Genomic DNA, 24,054 nt, shown 5'->3' on the forward strand with positions numbered 1-24,054 from the left:
GTGCCCGCGATGACCGGCGACGCGACTCTGCGCGCGGCACTCCGGCTTGGGTACACGCGTCGTCGCCGATGCGCCGCACGCGGGCTCAACGCCCTACCGACCCAGGCCGAAAGACAAACGCGGCACCGACGGCACATCGCTGCGATGAACGGTGACCTGCCGGCGCTGCGCCGTCGGGACCGACTCGCACACTGCGAGCGGCGGGCGCGTATCCCGGACGCCCCTGCGTCGCCGACTACCAGTCGTCCGTGCTCCGCCCTCCCTCGAGGGCGGGCCGCTCAGCGGCGGACGCACGAGGGTGCGGCCGGTTACGGCTGCCGTGCCTCAGTCCGTTGCGGCAGCAGCGTGACGCTGGTCGTAGTCAGCACGAGCCGCATACACCTGGACGGCGCGGCGCTCCGTCCACATGCACAAGGCTCGCGTCTCCTTCGCGATCTCCATGCCAAGACCAGTGAGCCCATACATCACCAGAGGGGGCGACACCTCCGGTGCCACACTGCGGAAAACCAGGCCGTCGCGCTCCAGGGTCCGCAGGGTCTGCGAGAGCATCCTGCGGCTGATCCCTCCGAGGGACCGCTGGAGCTCGGAGTAGCGCTGGTCTCCGGCCTCGCGCAGGCTCGCAAGCATCATCAGGGCCCACTTGTCGGCCAGGTCCACAAAGACGTCACGACTGGGACACGCCGCGTCGAGGATATCCATGGGGCGGCTGGGATCGAGGATCACTGGTTCCTGTTCCTGATGCGCCATGGTGACATTCTAGACCAGGCAACTGAAATGTCCCATGCATCTCTCAAGGGCAAAGTTCTCAATAGAGACCAGGTTCCAGAGGTAGACACGGCACGGCCGTCGCGCCTGATGCCGGACCGCTCAGCCTTCCCGCTCCCATGCCGCCGGACCTCCCAGGGCCACATCCACCGCCGCAAAGCACCATGAACAACCCCTTTGCACACGCGGCACGGGCATGCCACCGGCCGCAACGTGACGGCCGCAACCACAAAGGGCAATGGCAACGCCTGGAGTTATGGTCTACATTAGATACCTAGTCTAAAAATGGTTCTCCATCGCGCCGACGGAGCCGGCGAACCGCCCTCGCCTTCTCCGCAAACCTCCACCACAGGCGCTGCCACACGTTCCGACGGAGGATTGGACACGCCGCTCCGCGGTGAGAAGGCCGCCATCGCTGCGGCCGACAAGGTCCGCTCGCGCCGAGTTCAGGCGACCCGGCAGGAGCGGCAACAGCGGCCCTCTCATCCGTAGACAGCAGCGCTCCACGACAGAAAGTCTCCGAGCACCATGACTCGTTCCGACACCGCAGGAACCAACACGCTGACCGCCTGCGGCACACCGCGACGGCCCTCCATCACGCCGGGCCGCGCCGACGTCACTCCAGGCCGATGACAACATCCAACGCCTCCAACTGGACCGTCGTGCTTCCCGTGAAATCCTTTCACCGGGCCAAGACCCGCTTGCGACTCGAACCGCCCACCAAACGAGCGGAACTCGCCCGCGCCTTCTATCTCGACACCCTCGAGGCCGTACTGGCCACCACCACCGTGAATGAGGTCCTGGTCGTCACGGACGAGCGCCAAGCCGCGCTGGACGCAGTCGACCACGGAGCACATGTAGTGGCCGACCGGCCTCGCGCAGGCCTCAACCAGGCCGTCCGCCACGCCGTGGGGCACGCGCTCGAATTCGTCACGACCGAGCGCATCTGCGTCCTGACCGCAGACCTGCCCAGCCTGCGCAGCAGGGAACTGGCACACGTCCTTGCAGCCGCAGACTCGCATCCGCGGTCGTTCCTCTCCGACCACACCCGCAAGGGGACCACCCTTCTCGCGGCGACCACTCCACGGCTCCTGATCCCGGCGTTCGAGGGCAACTCCAGCGTCAACCACCGCCGTAGCGGGGCAGTCGAGATAGCGGACCTTCCGGCACCCACGGTCCGGCTCGATGTCGACACTCTCGACGACCTCACCCTGGCCCGGTCCCTGGGCGTGGGTCGACACACCCGTGGCGTCCTCGACCTCGCGCAGCCAGCGGCCCGACACCCTGTGGCAGCAAACACGCATCCGCGCGAGAGGGTGCCGAACGCCGGACCCTGACGTGCGTGCTGCACCGCATTCACCTCTGAAACCAACCATCCGTCATGGAGACAAAACAATGGCTACGAACGCACGCCCTGCAGACGCTTCAGGCACCTTGGCACTGGGCGGGGACTTGGTGGTCAACCGTCTGGGCTACGGCGCGATGCAGCTGACCGGCCCCGGAGTCTGGGGCGACCCGAAGGATCCCGACGAAGCCGTCCGAGTGTTGCGCCGCGCCGTCGAACTCGGCATCAATTTCATCGACACCGCGGACTCCTATGGTCCATTCGTCAGTGAGAAGCTCATTCGCAAGGCACTGCACCCCTACGTCGATGACCTGGTGATAGCAACCAAGAGCGGTCTCAGCCGCTCGGGACCGGATGACTGGCGCCCTCTCGGCCGCCCCGAGTACCTGCGTCAGCAGGCCGAGCTGAGCCTGCGCCACCTGGGCGTGGAACGCATCGATCTCTACCAGTTGCACCGCATCGACCCGAAGGTTCCCCTGGCTGAGCAGCTGGGTGAACTGGTACTGCTCCAGGAGGAGGGAAAGATCCGCCACATCGGTCTCTCCGAGGTGTCTGTGTCAGAGATCGAACAAGCCCGCCGGATCACCGATGTCGTCTCGGTACAGAACCTCTACAACCTGGCGAACCGTTCCGCTGAGGACGTCCTGGACTACGCGGAGCGTGAGAACCTGGCCTTCATTCCCTGGTTCCCCATGGCCACGGGCCAGCTGGCCCGGCCGGGCAGCCCGCTCGACGACATTGCGAGGGAACACCACGCAAGCCCTGGGCAACTCGCCCTGGCATGGCTGCTTCGCCGCTCGCCTGCGATGTTGCCCATCCCCGGCACGTCGCGGGTCGCGCACTTGGAAGAGAACACCGAAGCCGCCCGCGTGACCTTGAGCGACGCCGAGTTCGACAGGCTCAGCCAGGCCCTTTGACCAATCCCCGTTTCACGGCAAGGAGACACCATGAGTTCCAGCGAGCAGGAACAGAACAAGAAGCTCGTTCTCGAAGCCTTCGACACGCTGTTCAACAAACGCGACTACGCCGCCGCGGCAAAGTTCTGGGATACCGAGTACATACAGCACAGCGCGTTCATCCCGCCGGGCCGAAACGGTCTGTTCGACCTGATCAAGGCCGCCCCCGACACCCTCAGACACGAGGCTGGAATGATCGCCGCAGAAGGCGATCTCGTCATGCTGCACGGCCGCTTCTCCGGCCACGGCCAGCCCGCCCCGTGGGTCGTCGTCGACATCGTCTGTGTCGAGAACGGTCTGTTGAAGGAACACTGGGACGTCATCCAGGACGAGGTCACCAAAGAACAGTCCCTCAGCGGCCTCCCCATGTTCGGTGGCTTTCCCGAAGAGCGCTGACCTGACCGCGGGTAACGTCCGTGTGGTCGGCTGGGTGGCCCCGGCAGGATTTCCGTGCAGGTGGATCGCCACCGCGCACCCGTGATGCTCCGCTCCGTCATTGGCAGCTGCACTGTCAGCGAGCGTGAAGGCCTCCTACGGATCGTCTTTGCGCCCAAACTGCGGTCGCGGTTGCGTGCGGGGCTCAGGCGCTCCTGCCGGATGCCGGACGGAGCCGCTGTCGAACCGTCGGTGCGGTGATTGTGACGGCCCGGGCTTCGGTCGACGGCCGAGCAGGCCGAGACGCCGACGGCGCACCACCGGCGCCGCAGCCGCTGTTGCAGCACCCGGGCACACGTCCGGCGTCTGGTGGATGCACCGCCGGCTGCTACACCGTCGAGCGCTGCAAAGCCGGCTCGATGGCTTCCGGCCGGAGGTGCCTGTTGTGCGCGGCCGGCCTGCGCTGCACTCCGGCAACGTGCCGAACGCACGCGCGATGGACCACCGCAGCCAGACCCCTCGCGCCTTCACAGCTGGTCGTCAGGGACCGCTCGAAGTGAACGGCAGATCGAACCACACTGTCTTTCCCTGGCCGTTCGGCGAGTTGCCCCAGGCGCTGGCAAGCGCGGACACGATCAGAAGCCCCCGTCCTCCTTCCTCCTGGTCGTCTTGACGCGGGATGGTGACCGGAGTGGCGAGGTGCGGGTTGGCGTCGTACACCGCCACGTGCAGCCGGTCGGGGTATCCGCGCACCTGCATGTCGACGTCGCTGTCACCGTGGACCAGCGCGTTCGTCACTACTTCGGAGACAAGCAGTTCTGCCTGATCGGTCAACGACTGCATGGTGTGCTGCTGCAGCCACCGGCGCATGAAGATCCGCGCGCAATGTACGCCTTGCAAGTCGTGGCGCTGCAGCTTCATCTGTCCGACGCAGTGCGCTGGGGAGGGAGGTTCTTCGTAGCGCAAAAGGAGCAGGGCCACATCGTCAGCCGCGTGGCCCGATGACTTGGGTGCGACAAGCAGATCCCCCAGGGTCTCCAGTTCGTTTCCTGACTCGGTCAGTGCCGATTCGAACGAATCGGCCCTCAGCGTGCCCCCTCGCTGCACGAGCCCGTCCGTATACAGGGTGAGCAGAGCACCCGGCAACAACTGGATGATGGTGGTGCCGTACCGGGGGGTGCGTTCGACGCCCATGGCAACGCCGACGACGGGTTCTGCGTTCCAGTACTGCCCGTCGCCGTTGCGGATCAGGGGAGGCGGGTGGCCGGCGATGCTCATCTCTGCTCTGCCTGTGCCGGGGTCGATCCACAGGCAGCAGCAGGTTGCCAAGAGGCCGGTTTCCAGCTCCAGGAGCAGCTCGTTGGTGCGTCGCAGCACCTCGGCGGGTCCGTGTCCCTCGGCCGCGTAGGCGCGTACCGCGCTTCGCAGCTGCCCCATCACCACCGCTGCTGTCGTGTTGTGGCCTTGGACGTCGCCGATCACGGCTGCAACGTGGCGGTCGTCCAGCCGCACGAGGTCGTACCAGTCTCCGCCGAGTTCGAGGCCACTGCCTGCTGGTATGTATCGGCTGGTGCCGAGGACCCCCGCAATCGGTGGCAGGGAACGCGGCAGGAGTGCCTGTTGCAGCTTCTGGGCAAGCAGGGTGTGAGCGTCGTTGATCTGCGTCCGTGCGAATGCAGGACCGAGCAAGGCGGACAGGGCCGAGAGGGCGGCCTGTTCGGCAGCTGTCGCCGGAAGCCCGTCGGAGAATCCGAGCGAGCAGGTGCCCACGGCTTCTCCGCCGGCGATCAAGGGCATCACGATCCACGACTGCGACAATTCCGGAGCCGACACCCAGTCATTTCCTGGCGGTCGGGTGAAAACTTTCATACCCCTCTCGTAAAGAACTTGAGATTCCATCGCCGGTTTACTGAGATGCAAGCCATTGATTCTCTTTAGATACTCTTGAGAACAGTTGGCAGACCCCACCACACGCAAACGATCAGCATCGGTCAACGCAAGAACGACCGAGTCGACACCGAATGCTGCCGCTATGCGCTCGATGGTGATCCGGGCAGCATCCACAGTATGGCTTGCTGATGCCAGCCGGACACTCATTTTCTGCAGATGGTAGGCGACTACAGGGCCGCGGCTTTGGGATCCCTCGACTGGTCCGCCGGATCCATAATGGTCACCGGCAACCACCATGGGCATACGTGCCAGTCCACTGAAACCCGCATGGTCGCCTTCTCCGAGGTGTCGGATGATCTCTTGCGACTGGGATTTCAGGAATTCGATCTCCTCAGGGCTGGGCTCGTGAAACATACGCGGCCAAAAGACGCTGAGCGTCCCCAAAGGAGCTCCCCCGTCCAGCAGGGGAACAGCCGTGATCGTGAAAGGGAAAGGAGCAAAAGACGCCAGTGCGGGATGGTCCTTGACCATGTCGACAGAGTGCCCGGTGACAGGCCTGAGTTCTCGGTAGGCACGCGCTGAAGGCAGGACTTCATCTCTCATCGGCACCCGTTCGACAGGCGCAAGCCCCACTTCGGACACGGCGACGACCGCGGCAGCGAGGAGGGGCTCGCCGGGGACGGGTAGGTAGATGCTCGCCGCATCAGAGGCCATCTGCCGCATGGTTCTGGCAGCCGCTGCGGCAAGCAGTTCCCGGGCTTCACTGACCAGTGGCTCTGACGTGATCACTGCTCCTCCACAGATCGTCTCTGTGGTCTGCTCGGCCTCTGCCGGCTGGCCATCGGCGCGATGTCCGGGCGTGACCACACCCCGAGACACCTGACGCGGACTGTCCGGGCAGGCATCGCTGCCGCCATCCGGAAAGCGCCGACACGTCGGTGCAGCGCCCACCGTCCCGTATGCCTGGTATCACCGTATCGCCCTCCCCGGGACAGTGACGTCTCGAGATGTCGGAACGATGCACTTCAGAACAAAATCAGGCAGACGCCACTCAGTAGGTGAAGTCCGTGCGCGAGACATCGACGGAAGCCGCGTCGCGAGTACGGCCGGGCCTCTGTTGCACTGACGCGTCGCAACACAAAAGGCCCAGGACGGAGACCTCCGGTTCTTCGAACCACGTCATGCAGAATGCGTCAGCAAGGCACTCGACCCAGTCCTCCGATATTTCCGCTTCGCCCCGATGATCACGCTTTGCGAATGTTCTGGCCATCTGCACGTCCGTGCAGGATCTATTACACCGCAGCGCTGCCGCGTCCGAGATTTCGGGCGACCTTACCGGCGCAAGCGAGCATTCGGGTACTGGCCGTCAGCGCAGTCGGTAACGGAGTGTGAAATCGACCTCACATACCCCTCCCTAACGCCCAGCGGCGGGCGCTCGGTGTTTTAGATCTCCTACAGGAAGGCGTACTCGTACGGCACGGTCACGCCGACGGATACCACCGAATGGTCAGAGCAGTCCCGCTCCGATGACGTAGGCCACAGCCTGGGTGCAATTGGTTGCACCAAAGCCCCAATTGGCGCCATGGATGAAATTCTTGATGCTTCGCTCGAAGTACTTGAGCCGACTCTCGATCTGCGCGCCCGTCCCCCAGAGACGCCGAGTCCGGTCGCACCGGACCGCGGGGCGCAACACATCCCGCCCACAGCACACCCCGCACGAAGTGGAACAAGTGTGACCAGGGGCCGGCTCAGCTCGGCTCAACCATTCCCTCGACGAAGATCAGCCGCCTGCGCGCAGCCTTCGTCCGGTACGCAAGGGCTCGCGTGTACTCAGGTGACGCGTACCAGGCGTGGAGACTCTCGGAGTCCGGGAACTCCACAACCACGATCTGCTGCCTCTCCGCACCGGGCGGGCTCCAGTCACCTTCGACGACTTCCGGGCGCGCACCGCGGACAAGGTACCGACCGCCGTACTGTGCGATGGCGTCCTGTGCGATCGACCGGTACTTCTGCCAGCTCTCTTCGTCGATGACTTCGACCTGGGAGATCAGATATGCAGGCATGTTCGACCTCTTTCCGGGTTACTGATGGCATGTGAGCGGACGCACGGGTGAGCTCCGCCGAGGACCATCGAATGTTTGTGTGCCGCCGGAGTCGGCACATGGCATGAGGCAGGTCCTTCCTCTGACAGGCGGGAGAACCTGCCTCATCCCAGGGATTTGCCGGTTCGGTCAGGAATGGGTCCCGCCCGTCAGGCACCGAGCTCGACGGAGATCTTGTCCAGACATGCCTGGTAGAAACCGCCCACGGCTGCTGCGGCGTCTTCAGCGGTCACGCCTGGGACCGGTTCGAAGGCGGCCTCCCACTCGATCGCCGAGTGCTGCGCTCCGGTCTCGACAACCGTGATCCTGGCGCTGAAGTCCCGAACAGGCACCGGTCCGGGATCGACGAACCGGTAGGAGTGGAAGCGGGGGCCCTTGTCGAGCAGCTGCTCGACAAGGCATCCGCCATTGTCCATCATGATGGTCCGCGTCTGCTGCTCGGCGTCCCGGACGACTCCGGTCACTCCGGGCATCCAGGTTTCGACGTCGTAGAAGTCGCCGATGAGGTCCCACACCTTCGCGGCGGACGCGTCGTACTGCTGTTTCTTGACGAATGTCGTCATCTTGGTCTTTCAGTGCAGATGAGGGCTTGCTCGGCGCTGCCCGTCGGCCGAGGCGGGCGTCATCAGGACCAGCCATCGGCCGCCGTAGTTCCGTGCCGCCTCATGGAACGGACTACTCAGAGGCTCGCGAGGACTGCCTTGCCGGCTACCTGGATCTCCGCCTGGCGGGCGATGCGGGCACCAAGGTGTTCGGCCGTGGCGATGTCCGAGGCGTGGACGGTTTCGACACCTCCGTCCTGGGGGGTCTGGGCACCCGCGCCGATCCAGAAGCCAAGGCGGTTTAGGTCGTCTTCGGTGGCGGTGAGCGCGTTCCAGCCGGGGGCGAGGCCGAGGCCGACCCAGATCATGTGGTGCTGGGCGGCGAGGGCAGCCATGAAGTTCAGTGCGTTGAGCTTGTCTCCACTCTTCGAAGCCGAGTTGGTGAAACCTGCGGCGATCTTGTCGGCCCAGGTGTTCTGAAGGTAACGGCCACTGGTGGCTTCGGCGAACGCGTGGAAGCCGGCGGAGGCGCCACCCATATAGGTGGGCGAGCCGAAGATGATGGCGTCCGCGGCGTCCAGCTGCTGCCAGTGCTCTTCGGCCATGGCGTCTACGGGGATGTAGCTGACCTCGGCTCCGGCCTTCTCGGCACCTCGCCTGACCGCTTCGGCCAGGACAGCGGTGTGTCCGTACCCGGAGTGGAAGGCGACGGCGAGCTTGGGGGCGCGGGGGGCGATGCCGGTCATGTGTCTCCTTAAATCGACCTGGTCTCTAATGTAGACCATACATCCAAAAGAGTACACATTCCTCGGGAAGCTCACGGACGCCCGACCGCACCACCTCCTGGACCCCTGCACGCCTTGCGCTTCGGCGGCTACAGCATGTGGAACTGCCTGGCCGCTCCCTACCTGCTAGCCAGGCCCGGTACCCGCACCGCGGAAACTGAGCCCTGACAGGGGACCGGCCGCAGTGGCGCCGACCAGTGCTGGGTTCCTCAAATGGTGTACACATATCGGCGCCGCAGTACCCGGGTTGACGGCGTGGGTCTTCCCCATACCCAGGGCCGGGCACGGGAGTTGAGCTGGGATGTTGCCAGGCGGGTGGCGTGCTCGATCTCGGGCGGTCCGGCGAAGGACTGGCCGGCGAGGGCGGCCTTGCGGAAGATGCGCCACCAGCCCTCCTGGAGGTTGAACCAGCATGCGCCGACGGGGATGAAGACGTGCCGGATTCTGGGATGGTCCTCCAGTCAGGTGCGGGTGGACAGGCTGTTGTGCGAGGACAGGTTGTCGGTGACGACGTAGATGTCCCCGACAGGATTGGCTGCCTCGATCTTCTGGAGAAACTGCTGGTAGAAGGCACTGTTGCGGGAGGAAGCGGTCATGGTGACCTCGTGCCCGTCCCGCACTCGCAGCGCGCCGTAGACCCAGGTCTTCTCTGGCCCACGGCTGTAGTCGACTTCGGACTTGATGCGGTGGCCGTCCGGCGACCAGCCCGGCGCCGGCGGAAACGTGCGGGGGATCACCGGTCCGAGCTCGTCGGCGCAGACGACCGTCGCGCCTTCGGGCGGGCAGGTGTAGAGCTCGATGATCCTGGTCCTTTTCCCTCAAACTCCAGATCCTTCGAGCGGGTCCAGGATCGGGTGCGGCGCCAGCGCACCCCCTCGGCCAGCAGGATCCGGCGGACCTGGCTGCGGCCCACTTCGATGCCCAGCCGCTGTGCTTCAGCGGCAAGTGCGTCGAGAGTCCACTCCGCTGGCCCGGACTCATCCGCCGCGGCCAACTCGCCGTCGGCTTGCACCGTCAGCCGGCTCGGCGCCAGCTGTCTGACCAGGCCAATGATCTGGGAGCGTTCCGCCTCGGTGATCCGACGCTTGCGGCCCTGACCACCCAGATCCTCCAAACCGTCCAGGCCCAAGCGGTTGAAGCGGTGCAGCCAGCGGCGGACCGTCTTGGGGCTGCACCTCAACTCATCCGCGATGGCAGGCACCGTCTGTCCGGACCAGCTCAGCTCAACCATCCGAGCCCGCAGCACCAGATCACGCGGCGCCTTGCGCGCCCGCGCCAGCCGATGCACCACCCACTGCTCGCCCTCGTCACGGCTCAGCCGTGCCCGTAACACCACCGGCCAGCACCCGCCCCCGAACAACCGAACCACCCCGCCACCAGGACATATACCCAGCGAAAGAGGAATCCAGCACTAGGCGACGGAGTTCCCCGTTCGCGTGCGGGGGACCGCGCGCAGGGCGATGTCGACCGTCGCGTGCAGGGTGGCGCGCGTCGCCCCCGCCGCGGCATGGACGGCGTTGCCCTCGCTGACGACCATGACGTAGCGGGCGAGCTCGCGGGGATCCGTGTCGGCGGGCAGGTCACCTTCGGTGACCGCGCGCGCGAGGCGGTCGGCCAGCTCCTGTTCGCCGGCAAGGCGACTGTCGGCGAGGAACTTGGCGATGTTGCCGTGGTCGCCGCCCTCGGCGAGGCCGCCTTGCACGGAAAGGCAGCCGGCAGGGCGGTCGGAGCGGGTGAGCGCATCGGCGTTGGTCCGCAGGAACGTCTCGATGACGTCGTACGCGGTGGGCTGGGTGAGCGCCTCGCGCGCGTAGGCCATGTCCGCCTCGGCGTAGCGGGCGACAGCGCGGCGGAACAGCTCCTCCTTGTTGCCGTACGCCGCGTACATGCTGGTCCGGTTGATGCCCATGGCGTCGGTGAGATCGGTCAGCGACGCGCCTTCGTACCCCTGCCGCCAGAAGACCTCCACCGCGCGGTCGAGCGCCGCACCGGCGTCGAAGCCCCGGGGTCTGCCTCGCTGCGCCATGCCTACCTCCGCTCGTGGTCTTTTCGCGCCGCCCCCGGCCGTCTCCGGGCTCCTCAGGCCGTTGTTAAATCTTAACCGATCGGTACGGAAATAGTCGGCGCGGTTCCGTGGTTCTTCAGTACCGAACGGTACAGAAATGAGGGATCACGATGCGCGAACTGCGCGAGACGCCCGGGCGGCGGAGCGTGAAGGGGATGCCTGCTGCGCTCCGAGGCCAGGCCGCTGGCGCGCGCCACCTCAGCGTCCTCGACACCGCCGACCGGCCGGCTGCCGGCCGCGGCACCGCACGCCACCGTCCTCATGCCGGTGCCGAACGTGAGAGGGCGGCCCGAGGCCCCCGGCGCGACGCCGCGACGGCCACCGGCCATCCGATCCAGCACGCAACAGCCTTCCAAGGAGAAATGATCATGGGACAGCTCGACGGCAAGACCGCCCTCGTCACCGGAGCCACCTCCGGCATCGGACTCGCCACCGCCCGGCGGTTCGCAGCGGAAGGCGCACACGTCTTCCTCACGGGCCGCAGGCAGCAGGCACTGGACGAGGCGGTCGCCTCGATCGGCGACCGCGCCACCGGGGTACGCGCCGACGTCGCGGACCTCGACGACCTCGACCGGCTCTTCGCGGCCATCGGGCAGCGCGGAAACCTCGACATCGTCTTCGCCAACGCGGGCGGCGGCGCATTCGCGGCCCTGCCCGACATCACCTGGCAGCACTACGCCGACACCTTCAACACCAATGTCGGAGGCACCCTGTTCACCGTGCAGAAGGCGCTGCCCCTGCTGACGCAGGGCGCCTCGATCATCGTGACCAGCTCCAATATCGACACCAAGGGCGCCGCGTCGTTCAGCGTCTACGCCGCGACCAAGGCCGCGCTCCGCTCGCTCACCCGCAGTTGGGCCGCTGAACTCGTCACCCGCGGGATCCGGGTCAACAGCATCGCCCCCGGGCCGATCGCGACCCCGGGCCTGAGCGGTCTGGCCGGCGACCCGGGGGCGGCCGAGCAACTGCTCAAGGGGCTGGCCGCGGGTGTGCCGATGAACCGGCTCGGACGTCCCGAGGAGATCGCCGAGACCGTGCTGTTCCTCGCATCCGACGCCAGTAGCTACATGACCGGCGCCGAGATCTACGTGGACGGCGGCGCCAGCCAGATCTGACAGCGGCCGGGCGACCATGATCGGATGAGCCCGCCACCGCGACCCCCGCTGAGGTGCCGGCCGTAGCCCCTGCCCCGGCCGGCCCCGGGGCCAACCCCTCCGAAGGAGCACCATGCCGAGCGTGACCGACCTGCTGACCGCCAACCTGCACGAGGTCTTCGGAAACCGCGACGCCGCCTCCCGCCGTGCGGCGATCGAGCGGATCTACACCGAGGACGTCGAGTTCACCGATCCAGAGGGCGTCACCACCGGCCGGGACGCGCTCGAGGACAAGGCGCGTGCCCTGCTGGACAGGGTCCCGCCGACCTTCCGCTTCGCCGAGGACGGCGAGCGCTACGTCAGTGCGCACAACGGTGCCCTGGCGTGGGCCTTCGGCCCGGAGGGAGAACCCGCGGCCCGCGGCATCGGCATCGTCACCGTCCGCGAAGGAAGGATCGCCGCGCTCCTCACTCTCTTCGTCGCCTGAGCGGCACGCAGACCGCGGACCCGCGACCGAGCTCCCCTCTTGGCCGGCGTCCGGGCCCTTCGGTGCCGGTCGTCGGACCATACGACAGCCGCTAGGTGTATTGACCCGCAGGGTTGTTGACGCGGCTGATCGGGGGCTTGCCTCCGAGTGCGGTGTGGCAGCGATGGTGGTTGTAGGTGTGCAGGAAGTCTGCCAGGGCTGCTGTCCGCTCGTCATTTGAGGTGTAAGGCCGCAGGTAGGCCCATTCGTCGAGCAGGGTGCGGTTGAAACGTTCGACTTTGCCGTTGGTCTGGGGCCGGTAGGCGCGGGTGAGTCTGCCGGTCGCGCCGAGCCGGCTGAGGGCGTCTTTCCAGGCCAGGCCCTTGCGGTAGGCCCAGGCGTTGTCGGTCAGGACCCGCTCGATGCGGGGGATGCCGTGAGCGTGGAAGAACGCGGCGGCGCGGGTGAGGAAGCCGGCGCAGGTGGCGACCTTCTCGTCCGCGTGGATCTCGCTGTAGGCGAGGCAGGTGTGATCGTCGACGGCAGAGTGGACGTAGTCGAAGCCCACGCCGCGGATCGGCCGGCCGGCGTCGCGGCCGCGGACCCTGTGGCCGCCGCCGTCCGGGATCCGGCCGAGTTTCTTCACGTCGACGTGGACCAGTTCGCCGGGCCGGTCGCGTTCGTAGCGGCGGATGACCTGGCCGGTCGGCCGGTCCAGGTGGGCGAGCCGGTTCAGATGGTGGCGGGTCAGGATGCGGTGCACGGTCGAGGCGGGCAGGCCCAGGACCGGACCGAGCCGTGCGGGACCGAGCTTGCGGGCCTGGCGCAGACGGCAGACTTGGGCCTCCACGGCCGCCGGCGTGCGATGCGGTGTCGTGCGGGGGCGGCTGGAGCGGTCGGCGAGGCCCGTCTCGCCCTCAGCACGCCAGCGGCGGACCCACTTGTGGGCCGTGGCACGGGAGATCCCCATCTCGGCGGCCACATGAGCGACGGGGCGACCTGCGCAGACACGCTCGACGAGCAGCCGCCTGCCATGAACGGTCAGCCGGGCATTACGGTGGGACACGAAGACCTCCCGTGCGGTGCAGTCCTAGACAGCTCCACCACACCGGAGGTCTTCGCCATGTTCAAGCCCAGCAACTGTCAACAACGTTCGTGATCAATACACCTAGGGCGTGGGGCGTTGTCGGAGTTAACTCTTTAACAGCGTGACCGAGGAGCACGGTCTGCTGGTGTGAGAGCAGACCGGAGACGGCTTGGACGATGTCACTCATGTGTTCGCGGCGGCCATGGTGGCGGGCGAGAGCCCGCCAGTTCTTCAGGTGCGCGATGCCGTGCTCGACACGGATGGTCGTGAGGAGTGGGCTTTGCGCTGCAGTTCGTGCCGTTCCTCGTACCAGGCGGGAGCGTTCTTCTTGAACTTGCGGCAGGAAGGTGTCACCACGCGTCCGCCGGTCTGCGCTCCCATCCCCCGACAGCCGACAGCCGCGAGGATCTCCACGAATGGACCGACCGTCAGGCGCTGGGCCAGTCCCACATGCCGCGCCTGGGCGATGTCGGCACAACTGCCTGGCCTTCCCGGAGACGGATGTGTCCCGGTCCTTGCAGCCTGCCGCCTCGCGTCGGACATGGATCTCCGTCCCGCCGATGATCCCGGTCCGACCATTGCCGCCCAGGTACTCGATGACCTCGGCGAGCGTGCGCAGCCGGACGTCCGGCGCGACGGTGCGTCCCCGCTGCGCGAACAGGGGCCGCACCTCCCCGATGGTGCGCTTGATGGTGGAGCGGTCCACGCCGAACCAGCGGGCCGGCACGTCATGAGTGGTGCCTGGCGCCTGCTGACCAGTGTGGCCGGCAGGCGGTCGGCGAAGACGAACCTGTGCTTCGCTCCAGCTCCTACAGCCCGCCGCCACGGCCGGGCCGTCAGACGCGCCTGCCGCTTTTCGTGCCACCACGGCCCTGCCTCAGCAAAAGCCGCACACTTCGCCCACTGGCTGGTCCTGTGGACGGACACCGTGGACGAACTGTTCAGCAGCCCCGAAGGCCGAGCTGGCCAAGCACCGGGCCGCGCGGATCGCTGCTGCGCAGGGTCCAGGGCGGGGAGGCCGACGAGGTGGTCTCGTTCCACCGGACGAGGCCCACCACGGACGGTGAACCGCCGGCCGTCACAGGTCGTTCTGCACCACGCCCCGAGTGGAGAACGTGACGGCTTCGCCCGGCATGAAGTCCCCCGGCGGGATACCGGGATGATGGCCGTCGGGTGGCGTGGGCCGGTCGGCACGCGGACCGAGCGCCAGCCGGGACACGATGCGGTACCGGTCGCCCCGGTAGATCGAGTGCGCGTACTCCACCGGCCGGTTCCGGGTGTCCGAGGTGAGACGCTCGAAGAGGAGAGCCGGCGACAGTTCCGGCACGTCCAGCAGGTCCGCCTCGCCGCGCGTCACCACGGTGGGCTCGATCGCCTGCACCGCCTCACTGACCTGCACATCGTGGCGTTCCTTCAGGTGCTGGTAGAAATCGCCGTTCTCCAGCTCCTCCTGGGTGAGGTCCGGCGCCAGGTCCGCCGGGACGTGGAGGTACTCGATGGCCATGGGAGAACCGTCGACGAGCCGCAGCCGCGCCACGTACCGGATCTCCGCCGCGGGTGAGATGCGCAGCTTGCGCCCCACTCGCGCACCGGCCCGCTGGGTACTGAATTCGAGGAGCCGGCTGGTCCAGTTGCCCGCGGCCTGCGGAAGGCTGAAGGTCCGCCGGTCCAGGGCCAGTTCCTGAGTGATCTTCGCGCCCGCCACGAACATGCCGCGACCGTGCTCGCGCACCAGCAGCCCGGCCACGACGAGTTGGTTTACCGCGGCTCGCAACGTTGGCCGAGACACACCGAATTCGGCGCTCAGGACGCGTTCGGAGGGAATCGCGTCGCCCGGGCGGCGCTCCTCGATCAGTTCGAGGATGGCGTCGCGCACCCTCTCACGCTTGAGCAGTGCACGGGAGGCGGCCGGATCGATCTCCATGCGGGACTCTCGATCGTCGTCGGGACGTGGAACTGGTATGTCCCTGACCATAACTGGTCCACCGGTAAATGGGTCCGAGTGGTTCGGTGACAGCGACGCGATGCATCCCGTCGCGTCCACCATCTCCAAATTCCATACAGGATAAGGGGGTTGACGGAGGCATTGGTCTATGCCACCTTCAACCGACACCAACTGGTAAACCCGATTGGCCAACTGGTCAAGCACGATGTGCCGTCCGCTGTCAGGTCTTCCGGAGGCGAATCGCGAGGTACCACCGTTCCCCCGGCTCGGCCCCCGTCGTCGGCACCGGGCCCACCGCACCCTCATCTTCGGGCGATTCTGACGGCCGCCCTCCCCCCGGCCCTCCCGCGCGCAGCGGGAGTCCCCCTGAAAGGAACCTCGGATGAGAACCTGTCCCCCCACCAGCCGCGGTCGCGTGGCCCTGGCCCTCTCGGCCCTGCTGGGCAGTACCGTCCTGGCCGCGCTTCCCCTGACCGAGACCGCGTCCGCCGCGGCCGACGCCGTCGCCGTCCAGTACCGCACCAGCGCGACCGGGGCCACCGCCGATCAGAGCGAACCCTGGCTCAAGGTGCGCAACACCGGTTCTTCGACTGTGCAGTTGAGCCAGGTGAAGATCCGTTACTACTTCAAGGCGGACTCGGCGAGCGCCTCGTACCGTTTCGCCTGTTCCTGGGCGGTCAAGGGGTGCGCCAACATCAGCGGCACGTTCGGCACGCTGGCCCACCCCACCGCGACCGCGGACCGCTACCTGGAGGTCGGCTTCACCTCGGGGGCCGGGTCACTGGCACCGGGCGCCGACACCAGCGACATGCAGCTGCGTTTCTACCAGTCCACCTGGCAGACGCTGAACCAGGCGGACGACTACTCCTTCAGCGCCGCCCGGACCTCGTACGCGGACTGGAACAAGGTCACCGCGCAGCTCGCCGGCACCACCGTGTGGGGCACGGCGCCCGAGGGTAACGACCCGACGGACCCCACGGATCCGACCGATCCCACCGACCCGCCGGGCGGTGGCCAGAGCCTGTTCGACGACTTCGCCTACACCTCGTACACCGACCCCGCCATCGCCGCCCACGGCTGGAACGTCCGCTCCAACTCCGGTGGTCCCGGGGTGCCCGGCGCCACCTGGGACCCCTCCAAGGTCACCTTCCCCACCGTCTCCGGCAACACGGTGATGAACCTGGAGACCTCCACCGCGGGCACCGCGGAGTCCACGAGGCAGACCGAAGTCGTCTCCAGGAGCACGAAGTTCAAGAACGGCACCTACGCGGCCCGGGTGAAGTTCTCCGACACCCCCAAGTCGGGGCCGGACGGCGATCACCTCGTGCAGACCTTCTTCACCATCAACGACCTCAAGGCCCCGATGGCCGACGACTACTCGGAGTACGACTTCGAGTACCTGCCCAACGGCGGCTGGGGCGAGAGCGGCAACATCCTGTACACCACCTCCTGGGAGACGTACAACCCGGACCCCTGGCAGGCGGTCAACCAGCACACCGAGGGCCGTCAGAGCTACGACGGGTGGCACGACCTGGTGCTCACCATCGACAACAACAGCATCAAGTACTACGTCGACGGGCAGCTCTTCGGCACCCATGACGCCCAGTACCTGCCCGAGCGCCCGATGTCGATCAACTTCAACCAGTGGCTGATCGACCTCACCGGGCAGACCTCGACCACGGCCCGCGCCTACGACGAGCAGGTCGATTACGTGCTGCACGTCAAGGACCAGGTCCTCACGCCCGCCCAGGTGGCCGCGAAGGTCGCCGCGTACCGCACCGCCGGAACGAAGTTCGTGGACGAGGTCCCCGCCTCCTGACCCGACACACCCCGGCACACCACGACGCCGGCCTCCGCGACGTGACGACGCACCGCGTCGGCTGGATGCACTCACGCGCGTCGTGAGCGCGCATCGCGCAGGCCTGCGCAGTGCGCTGTGCAGAGCCCGACCATGAGCCCCACCACGCATGCGCAGTCTCCAGCCACAGACCCGACCATGCAGGTCACAGCGTTGCGCAGCCGATTGCGCATCGAATCGCGCAGCGCGCTCCCGCGGGAGGCCGACGGCGCCGCGACCGGTCCCCTGCTTCCGGTCGCGACCCTGCTGGGGGTGCGCAGCACTAGCCTCTCCGTCAATGCGTCGGCAGGTCCGGTTTTTCCTCAGGCGGAGTTGCGCAGGGTTTCCATCATCTTCGGGAAGCTGCGCAGCAGCTTCATCCTGGCCCGGGACAGGACTGTTCTCGCAGTCCCGGCGCTGATCTTGAGCTGGTGAACATCTTCTCGGGCAGCTTGCGGGCCGCGGGACGCGTGTGCAGTTCCATCAGGTGCCTCATTGAGCGAGGTGGGAGTCAGTCGGTGAAGTGCACCAGTTGCAGGGCGAAGTCGCCGAACATCTTCGCCGCGCCCGAGAGCTGCTCGGTGTTGTCGGACATGGGGGGCTCCTCTCATCGGGCCCCGCGGGAGCGGGGCGTGGCCGGGCGGGTCAGCTGGTATGCCGGGCGCTGGCCATGCGGGTGGCGGCCAGCGCCGCTGCCAGGGCGACGACTGCGGCCAGCGTGAGGCTGATGCGCAGGCCGTGGTGGAAGCCGGCTGTGCCGGAGATCAGGGCGCCGAAGACGGCCACGGCCAGGGCGCCGCCGATCTGGCGGCTGGTGTTGAACACGCCGCTGGCGGTGCCGGTCTGCTCTGCGGGTGCGTGCTCCAGCAGCACTGCGGTGGTCGGCGGCATCACCAGGGGGCCGCCCAGGCCGACGGGGATCAGCAGCAGCGCGCTGGCCCACACCGGTACGGAGGCCGGGACTACAGCCAGGGCGATCGATCCGGCCGCGATCAGCATCAGCCCGGCGATGACCGGCACACGGGGCCCGGTGCGCTCTGTGATCCGTGCGGAGAACGGAGTCAGGCAGGCGCTGAGCAGCATCATCGGCAGGAACGCGATGCCGGTGCCGAGGGCGGACAGGCCGTGCTGCTGCTGGAAGTCGAGGCTGAAGACGAACGGCAGGCCGTAGAAGCCGACCATGAACGCGAAGCCGATGCCGGTGGCGATCACCACCGTGGAGGTGCGGAACAGGGACAGCGGCACCATCGGGTGCGCCACCTTGGCCTGAGCCAGCACAAACCCGGCCAGCGCCACGACTGCGACGCCGAGCGCGACAAGCACCTTCAAGGCGGTGAACCCTGCCTCGCCGGCCTCGATCGCGCCGAAGGTCAGCCCGCCCATGGCGAGGATGCCGGTGATCTGGCCGATCCAGTCGAAGGGCGCCGGACGTGTCGGGGAGTGGGGGCTGCGGGTGAGCAGGGCCAGGGTGAGCAGGCCGACCGGCAGGTTGACGAAGAAGATCATGCGCCAGGAGGCCAGGCTCAGCACTCCGCCGAGCACCGGGCCAGCTGCGGCGGCCACGGCTCCGCCCATCGCCCACACTCCGACCGCGCGGGCCCTGCGGGCCGGGTCGGGGAAGGCGTGACGGACCAGCGCCATCGAGGTCGGCATGGTCACGGCGGCGCCGATGCCCTGCCCCACCCTGGCGGCAATGAGGACGGGCAGTGTGGGGGCCAGTCCGCACGCCAGCGACGCGAGCACGAACAGAAGGAGACCGCCCGCGAACGCCTTGCGCGCGCCGATGCGGTCCGACAGGGCGCCCGCGGACAGCAGCAGGGCGGCGAACATCAGCGTGTAGCCGTCGACCACCCACTGCAGGCCGGTGATCCCGCCGCCCAGTGCGTCACGGATCGAGGGCAGGGCCACGTTCACGATCGTCGCGTCCAGCGTGATCACGAAGAACCCCAGTACAGCGGCGGCCAGCGTCGCCGTGGCGTGCCGGCCGCTGCCAGTCGTGCCCACCTCCGGGGAGCAGCGCGAGGAAACGGTGACGGTCATGACGGGCGTGATCCTTTCCAGTCCGGGAAACGCGCCGGGCCAGACGGTCCGGTCACCCATCCACAGAACCACGCACTGGCTCTGACCTGGGAGTCCTTGCTGGGAGGGGTACTGGCAGGGACCCTCGCAAGCGGCACCGACCTAAGCTTGAGCAGTGCCAGCCGACACCGTCCGCGAAGACATCCGCACCTTTCTCACCAGCCGCCGTGCCCGCATCACCCCCAAGGAGGCCGGCCTGCCCGACTTCGGCGGACGGCGGCAGGTCTCCGGACTGCGACGCTCGGAGGTCGCCCAGCTCGCCGCCATCAGCGTCGAGTACTACACCCGCATCGAACGCGGCAACGTCGGAGGCGTCTCCGAGGACATCCTCGACGCCCTCGCCCGCGCCCTGCGCCTGGACGACGTCGAACGCGCCCACCTCGCCGCACTTGTCCGCGCCGCCAACAACCCCCACCGCGTACCCGACCGCAACGGCGGCGCCAACCACGTACGGCCCAGCCTCCAGCAGATCCTCGACGCCATGACCGGCGCGGCCGCCTTCGTCCGCAACGCCCACCTGGACATCCTCACCACCAACGCTCTCGCCCGCGCCCTGTACGCAGAGGCCCTCGACAGCGACGAGCAGCCACCGAACCTGGCCCGCTTCGTCTTCTGCGATCCACGAGCCCGACGCTTCTACCGCGACTGGGAGGGCATCGCCCATGACGCAGTCGGCAGCCTTCGCGCAGAAGCCGCCCGCACCCCCACCGACACCGACCTCGCCGACCTCATCGACGAACTCACCACTCACAGTACCGAGTTCGCGATGGGCTGGAACGCCCACGATGTCGAGTACTACCGCTCCGGCCGACAGCGCTTCCACCACCCCGACGTAGGCGACCTCGACCTCGACTACGACGCCCTCGAAATCCCCGCCGACCCGGGCCTGACCATCGTCACCTACACCGCCACTCCCATCTCCCCTCACGCCGCAGCACTTGCCCGCCTTGCCAGCGATCCCTCCACCGACGAGCCGTCCCACGTGCAGAGCCAAGACGGCTAATGAACGTCTCGGCGGCCGCCGAGACGTTCATCGACGCCGTCACGAACGTTCTGCGGTTTGCTAGGGCGTGTGTCGGAAGTACTCTAGGTTGACTCGTGTGAGTGGGCGGGCGCGGAGTTATAGGTACGTCGGACCGGTCGAGCTGAAGACTGCGGTCAGGCCTGGTGACGGCGGGTGCCGGATTGGCTCGGCGGCTGACTTCGATGGCTGGATCGCGGAGCGATCGGCGTCGGAGCTGGCTGAACCGTTCACCTTCGTGGTCGGCATGGACGGTGTGCTCCGGCTGGCACCGCGACGAAGCGAGCACGTGGCCTGTGCCGACGGAGACAGGGTCCTGAGTGCCGGCGAGATCAGCTTCATGTACGAGGCAGAGCGGTGGACCGTGAGAGAGATCAGCAACCAGTCCACCGGGTACTGCCCGGACGTCACCTCCTGGTCGGCAATCGCCCGTGCTCTGGACGACGTAGAACTTGGGCGGCCCTCCGGCTTCACCCACGAGGTGGTATTCCGGCGGTGCCCCGACTGCCAGGAGCACAACATCGTGCGCGAGAACGACTTCGTCTGCGTCTTCTGCGACAGCGATCTGCCCGCGGCGTGGAACGTAGATCCCACCACGTGACGGCTGTGATCAGCAACGCCGCTACAGCTCGTAGTCCTGGGCCAGTTCCTCCCAGCGAATGCTGCGCAGCACAAGGTCGGCGTCCTTGCCCGACGGGACATCCAAGCCGGCCTGGAACCAGATCACGGTGAGAGCTGAACGGTGCAGCACCGGGTCGAGTTCAGATGCGACCGCTGTCGAGCGGAAGGCGCCGATGCAGGCCACGGCGGGCAGCACCTCAACGGGGCCGAAGGCGCCGGCAGTCTGCTCCGGGTATTCGCGGGAGGGGGCAACCAGATGGACCGGCGTGGAGGGAAACGCACGTTCAGCCTGCCGTTGGAGGCTCCTGACCTTCATGTCATTGATGGGCTTGCACGGGTAGCCCTCCAGCATCCCCTCATAGGTCGAAGGCATTCGCAGCTCGGTGAGCTCGATCGAACGTCCGGACGAAAGGGTAATGTGGCTCAGCGACATACTGACACCCTATGCACAAGATCCACTTTCGATACACGGCCTAGCGGCACCCTCCTTCGGTCACATCGGTTGCTGTACTTCTGTGCTGTACCGGGCAGTCGGAAGGACCGGTCGCATGGTTGACCGGATCAGAGATGAACATCGGCCCGGGTTAGGACCGTGATCGAGTCGGGCTTCCCCGTGGCGACGTGGCCCGGCTGGAAGATCAGCTCACGCGATACCTGCTGAGCACGTGCACCACTCCTCCCATCAGGAACTTTCCGCGGCCGCCCAAGACCCCGTAGATCTCGACGAAGGCGTCTCTCGAATCCGGCACTGCCGCGATCCGCATGGTGAACGTACGTCGGCCGGTCAGCCGATGGCTGTACCACGCATCACGCTCGATGTCCGTTCCCGACAGGGCCGCCTCAACGACCTCCCATTCGGAGTCCCCGAAGTCGTGTTCGGCGAAGTGCGCCAACACCTCGCACAGGGGCCGCAGGTTCTCGCCGTATATCCGCTGCTTGCCGACGGCGCGGGTCTCGCCAACCGAGCGGGCGTGGATACCGTCCCAGACCCCCAGGCGCACGAGCCGGCGCTGGCGGGATCTTTCACATCGGGCAATCAACCCAAACCATCCGCCGAACAGCACGCCCACGCCTAACGCGAGCAGAACGTCGCCCTCGAAGACGAGGATGAAAAGGCCCCAGAGGAAGATCCCTGCCACAAGCCAGATGACGAGTGGCCACCTCGCTGCGAACATCTGAGAACTGGTCGGAGGGCGTTGCCCCCCGATGGCACGGTCGAAAGCCCAGAACGCACGCGCCAGATCCCCACCCTTGATCGGCATGGCAGGATCGTAGCCTCTCCCCTGCTCAGAAGTAGGCCCTGAGAGGACGTTTTCTCCCCTTGTTTCATCCCGGAATCTGCTGATTGGCCTGTGGTGTCGGGTCGCGCCAGGAGATGGTGCTCTCGCTGGTGAGGCGGCGGGCCATGAGGTCGGTCATGGCGATGTGGATCATGGCTTCGGAGCGGACGGGCAGGGTCTCGTAGTCTCGGGCCAGTCGACGGTTGAGCATGAGCCAGCCGTAAGTCCGCTCGACCGCCCAGCGTTTCGGGATCGGGGCGAATCCCCTGCATCGATGCCCTGACCGGCAACGGGGACGCTGGTGGAGGACTTGACGCTCTGGGCGTCAATCACACAGGCCGACGGCTCGGCATCCCTGCCTCCTTCTCCCGCAAGAGCTGCCGGAGCACGCTGTCGAGCTGTGCGAATACGCCCTCGTCAGCCCACTTGATGAAAACGACCTCTTGCTCGCCGCCCACGACCAACATGCCCTCTACGTTCCCGGCCGGACGGTCAATCGGATGTCCGGGTCCTACCGCGGTGAAGCCAAGACCGACGCCCGGGACGCCTACGTGATCGCCGACACCGCCCGCCCGCGGCGGGACTTCGCCTCCATCGACGTCCCTGCCCAGCTGACAGTCGATATGGCTCTGCTGACCGCCCACCGCACCAACCTGATCGCCGATCGCGTCCGCATGCTCAACCGGCTCCGCGACATGCTCACCGGAACCTTCCCCGCTCTGGAACGGGCCTTCGACTACGCCGATCACAAAGGCGCGCTCATCCTGCTCACCCGTCACCAGACCCCGGCAGCCATACGCCGCCACGGCCACGCCCGCCTCACCGCCTGGCTCAAGGCACGGAACGTCCGCAATCCCAACGCGGTCGCCGCCGACATCGTCGCGCAGGTCCTTGTCCTGAACGACCGGCTAAAGCACATCGACCAGCAGATTCGGCGAACGTTCCATACCCACCCCCAGGCCCACATCATCGAGTCCCTGCCGGGCATGGGCCCCATTCTGGGAGCCGAGTTCATCGTCGCAGCCGGCGATCTGGGCGCCTACGCCGACGCAGGCCGCCTCGCCTCCGCCGCCGGCCTGGTGCCCGTTCCACGCGACTCCGGACGCCGCACCGGAAACCTCCACCGCCCCAAGCGCTACAGCCGACGCCTCCGCCGCGTCTTCTATCTGTCCGCCCAGACCAGCATCATCCGCGAAGGCCCAACCGCGACTACTACTTGAAGAGGCGGACCGAGGGCTGCAAGCACGTCCAGGCCGTCATCGCCCTCGCCCGTCGACGTGTCGATGTCCTATGGGCGCTCCTGCGTGACGGCAGACTCTTCACCTTCCATCCACCCGTCGCCCAAGCCGCTTAAACGGGCCAGCGCACCCCGCCCACCTGGCGATAGCCTGCGGGCCAAATCAGGAAGGCGGGTCCAGTGGGCTTCGACGCAGAACGTTCAGCGCGCATCGCTGCCATGCAGGAAACCGCCCGGCCTTTCTGGGAGGCAACCGGCGACACGGACGCACTGCAGCAGTTCCTCAAGGACAACGGGTGTCACGGAGTGGAAGCCGTGTTCGTGACCATGGGCCTGCTGAACTGCGGTCTTGCCGAAGCTCAACGAGCCTTCTTCAACGCCCCATGTCGCGACGCCGAACGCCGCTTCCACAACCACGCCATGGACCTACTCGAAGAGGCCGCCGACACAGAGGCCTGACCGCACCAGCAGTCAGCAGGGTCCTTGACTCGGCCATTAAGACTCCACCGACCTTGGCGTGGCAGGCAGAAGGCTGAACCATAAAGTTGACGGCCCAGATCAC

At 67.0% G+C, this 24,054-nt stretch carries 23 protein-coding genes and 2 pseudogenes; 11 read left to right on the top strand and 14 right to left on the bottom strand.

Annotated elements, in window-relative coordinates; all coding sequences use genetic code 11:
* Positions 1–324: 324 nt before the first annotated feature.
* Complete coding sequence (locus ACZ60B_RS15380) at positions 325–747, bottom strand: winged helix-turn-helix transcriptional regulator (RefSeq protein ID WP_469387074.1); 423 nt, start codon at positions 745–747, stop codon at positions 325–327.
* Between the two features lie 647 nt (positions 748–1,394).
* On the opposite strand from ACZ60B_RS15380, the gene cofC reads away from it, so the two are divergent.
* The 3 genes from cofC to ACZ60B_RS15395 are packed head-to-tail and all read left to right on the top strand — an operon-like array spanning position 1,395 to position 3,462.
* A complete protein-coding gene (gene cofC / locus ACZ60B_RS15385) occupies positions 1,395–2,102 on the top strand; it encodes a 2-phospho-L-lactate guanylyltransferase (protein WP_469387076.1) in 708 nt (235 codons plus the stop codon).
* A 58-nt stretch (positions 2,103–2,160) separates the two neighbouring features.
* Complete coding sequence (locus ACZ60B_RS15390) at positions 2,161–3,027, top strand: aldo/keto reductase (RefSeq protein ID WP_469387078.1); 867 nt, start codon at positions 2,161–2,163, stop codon at positions 3,025–3,027.
* A 30-nt stretch (positions 3,028–3,057) separates the two neighbouring features.
* Positions 3,058–3,462, top strand: coding sequence for a nuclear transport factor 2 family protein (locus ACZ60B_RS15395; RefSeq protein WP_469387080.1), 405 nt, complete (start codon positions 3,058–3,060; stop codon positions 3,460–3,462).
* Between the two features lie 519 nt (positions 3,463–3,981).
* Here the strand turns inward: ACZ60B_RS15395 and ACZ60B_RS15400 are convergent.
* The 7 genes from ACZ60B_RS15400 to ACZ60B_RS15430 all read right to left on the bottom strand — a co-directional run bounded on the left by ACZ60B_RS15400 (position 3,982) and on the right by ACZ60B_RS15430 (position 10,786).
* Positions 3,982–6,198, bottom strand: a complete 2,217-nt coding sequence (locus ACZ60B_RS15400; RefSeq protein ID WP_469387082.1) for a SpoIIE family protein phosphatase — start codon at positions 6,196–6,198, stop codon at positions 3,982–3,984.
* 881 nt (positions 6,199–7,079) lie between these two features.
* Positions 7,080–7,394 (bottom strand): DUF1330 domain-containing protein, encoded by a 315-nt coding sequence (locus tag ACZ60B_RS15405; RefSeq protein WP_469387084.1) that lies wholly within the window; start codon positions 7,392–7,394, stop codon positions 7,080–7,082.
* A 188-nt stretch (positions 7,395–7,582) separates the two neighbouring features.
* Complete coding sequence (locus tag ACZ60B_RS15410; protein WP_469387086.1) at positions 7,583–7,996, bottom strand: SRPBCC family protein; 414 nt, start codon at positions 7,994–7,996, stop codon at positions 7,583–7,585.
* Between the two features lie 116 nt (positions 7,997–8,112).
* Positions 8,113–8,721: a flavodoxin family protein gene (locus ACZ60B_RS15415; RefSeq protein ID WP_469387088.1), complete on the bottom strand. Its 609-nt coding sequence runs from the start codon at positions 8,719–8,721 to the stop codon at positions 8,113–8,115.
* A gap of 500 nt (positions 8,722–9,221) precedes the next feature.
* Positions 9,222–9,497: a transposase gene (locus tag ACZ60B_RS15420; protein WP_469387090.1), complete on the bottom strand. Its 276-nt coding sequence runs from the start codon at positions 9,495–9,497 to the stop codon at positions 9,222–9,224.
* Positions 9,494–10,096, bottom strand: a complete 603-nt coding sequence (locus ACZ60B_RS15425) for a helix-turn-helix domain-containing protein (protein ID WP_469387092.1) — start codon at positions 10,094–10,096, stop codon at positions 9,494–9,496. The genes ACZ60B_RS15420 and ACZ60B_RS15425 overlap by 4 nt, the downstream gene beginning before the upstream one ends.
* Positions 10,097–10,171: 75 nt before the next feature.
* The gene (locus ACZ60B_RS15430; RefSeq protein ID WP_469387094.1) at positions 10,172–10,786 is read right to left on the bottom strand and encodes a TetR/AcrR family transcriptional regulator; all 615 of its coding nucleotides are present in this window, start codon (positions 10,784–10,786) and stop codon (positions 10,172–10,174) included.
* 407 nt (positions 10,787–11,193) lie between these two features.
* On the opposite strand from ACZ60B_RS15430, the gene ACZ60B_RS15435 reads away from it, so the two are divergent.
* Both ACZ60B_RS15435 and ACZ60B_RS15440 read left to right on the top strand, forming a co-directional pair.
* Positions 11,194–11,940 carry an SDR family oxidoreductase gene (locus ACZ60B_RS15435; RefSeq protein WP_469387096.1) on the top strand — a complete coding sequence of 249 codons (747 nt, stop codon included), beginning with the start codon at positions 11,194–11,196 and terminating at the stop codon, positions 11,938–11,940.
* 112 nt (positions 11,941–12,052) lie between these two features.
* Entirely contained in the window at positions 12,053–12,406 is a 354-nt protein-coding gene (locus tag ACZ60B_RS15440) for a nuclear transport factor 2 family protein (RefSeq protein WP_469387098.1), read from the top strand.
* A 91-nt stretch (positions 12,407–12,497) separates the two neighbouring features.
* Here the strand turns inward: ACZ60B_RS15440 and ACZ60B_RS15445 are convergent, their stop codons facing one another.
* Together ACZ60B_RS15445 and ACZ60B_RS15450 are read right to left on the bottom strand one after the other, a co-directional pair.
* Positions 12,498–13,451, bottom strand: coding sequence for an IS481 family transposase (locus tag ACZ60B_RS15445; protein ID WP_469387100.1), 954 nt, complete (start codon positions 13,449–13,451; stop codon positions 12,498–12,500).
* 1,099 nt (positions 13,452–14,550) lie between these two features.
* The gene (locus ACZ60B_RS15450; protein WP_469387337.1) at positions 14,551–15,396 is read right to left on the bottom strand and encodes a GntR family transcriptional regulator; all 846 of its coding nucleotides are present in this window, start codon (positions 15,394–15,396) and stop codon (positions 14,551–14,553) included.
* Positions 15,397–15,799: 403 nt separating this feature from the next.
* Here ACZ60B_RS15450 and ACZ60B_RS15455 point away from each other — a divergent pair, with 403 nt between their 5' ends.
* Together ACZ60B_RS15455 and ACZ60B_RS15460 are read left to right on the top strand one after the other, a co-directional pair.
* Entirely contained in the window at positions 15,800–17,236 is a 1,437-nt protein-coding gene (locus tag ACZ60B_RS15455; protein ID WP_469387103.1) for a cellulose binding domain-containing protein, read from the top strand.
* 132 nt (positions 17,237–17,368) lie between these two features.
* Complete coding sequence (locus ACZ60B_RS15460) at positions 17,369–17,689, top strand: hypothetical protein (protein WP_469387105.1); 321 nt, start codon at positions 17,369–17,371, stop codon at positions 17,687–17,689.
* Between the two features lie 210 nt (positions 17,690–17,899).
* Here the strand turns inward: ACZ60B_RS15460 and ACZ60B_RS15465 are convergent, their stop codons facing one another.
* Positions 17,900–19,294 carry an MFS transporter gene (locus tag ACZ60B_RS15465; protein WP_469387107.1) on the bottom strand — a complete coding sequence of 465 codons (1,395 nt, stop codon included), beginning with the start codon at positions 19,292–19,294 and terminating at the stop codon, positions 17,900–17,902.
* 154 nt (positions 19,295–19,448) lie between these two features.
* Here ACZ60B_RS15465 and ACZ60B_RS15470 point away from each other — a divergent pair, with 154 nt between their 5' ends.
* Together ACZ60B_RS15470 and ACZ60B_RS15475 are read left to right on the top strand one after the other, a co-directional pair.
* A complete protein-coding gene (locus tag ACZ60B_RS15470) occupies positions 19,449–20,336 on the top strand; it encodes a helix-turn-helix transcriptional regulator (protein WP_469387109.1) in 888 nt (295 codons plus the stop codon).
* A gap of 97 nt (positions 20,337–20,433) precedes the next feature.
* Complete coding sequence (locus ACZ60B_RS15475) at positions 20,434–20,955, top strand: hypothetical protein (RefSeq protein WP_469387111.1); 522 nt, start codon at positions 20,434–20,436, stop codon at positions 20,953–20,955.
* Positions 20,956–20,976: 21 nt separating this feature from the next.
* Here the strand turns inward: ACZ60B_RS15475 and ACZ60B_RS15480 are convergent, their stop codons facing one another.
* The 3 genes and pseudogenes from ACZ60B_RS15480 to ACZ60B_RS15490 all read right to left on the bottom strand — a co-directional run.
* Entirely contained in the window at positions 20,977–21,408 is a 432-nt protein-coding gene (locus tag ACZ60B_RS15480) for a hypothetical protein (protein ID WP_469387113.1), read from the bottom strand.
* 205 nt (positions 21,409–21,613) lie between these two features.
* Positions 21,614–22,237 (bottom strand): hypothetical protein, encoded by a 624-nt coding sequence (locus tag ACZ60B_RS15485; RefSeq protein ID WP_469387115.1) that lies wholly within the window; start codon positions 22,235–22,237, stop codon positions 21,614–21,616.
* 64 nt (positions 22,238–22,301) lie between these two features.
* Positions 22,302–22,689 (bottom strand): annotated as a pseudogene (locus ACZ60B_RS15490) (transposase); the annotation flags it as partial.
* Between the two features lie 9 nt (positions 22,690–22,698).
* Between ACZ60B_RS15490 and ACZ60B_RS15495 the strand changes: the two are divergent.
* Both ACZ60B_RS15495 and ACZ60B_RS15500 read left to right on the top strand, forming a co-directional pair.
* Positions 22,699–23,609 (top strand): annotated as a pseudogene (locus ACZ60B_RS15495) (IS110 family RNA-guided transposase); the annotation flags it as partial.
* A gap of 63 nt (positions 23,610–23,672) precedes the next feature.
* Positions 23,673–23,951: a hypothetical protein gene (locus ACZ60B_RS15500; protein WP_469387117.1), complete on the top strand. Its 279-nt coding sequence runs from the start codon at positions 23,673–23,675 to the stop codon at positions 23,949–23,951.
* Positions 23,952–24,054 lie beyond the last annotated feature (103 nt).

It is taken from the genome of Streptomyces sp. NPDC104096 (assembly GCF_055584385.1).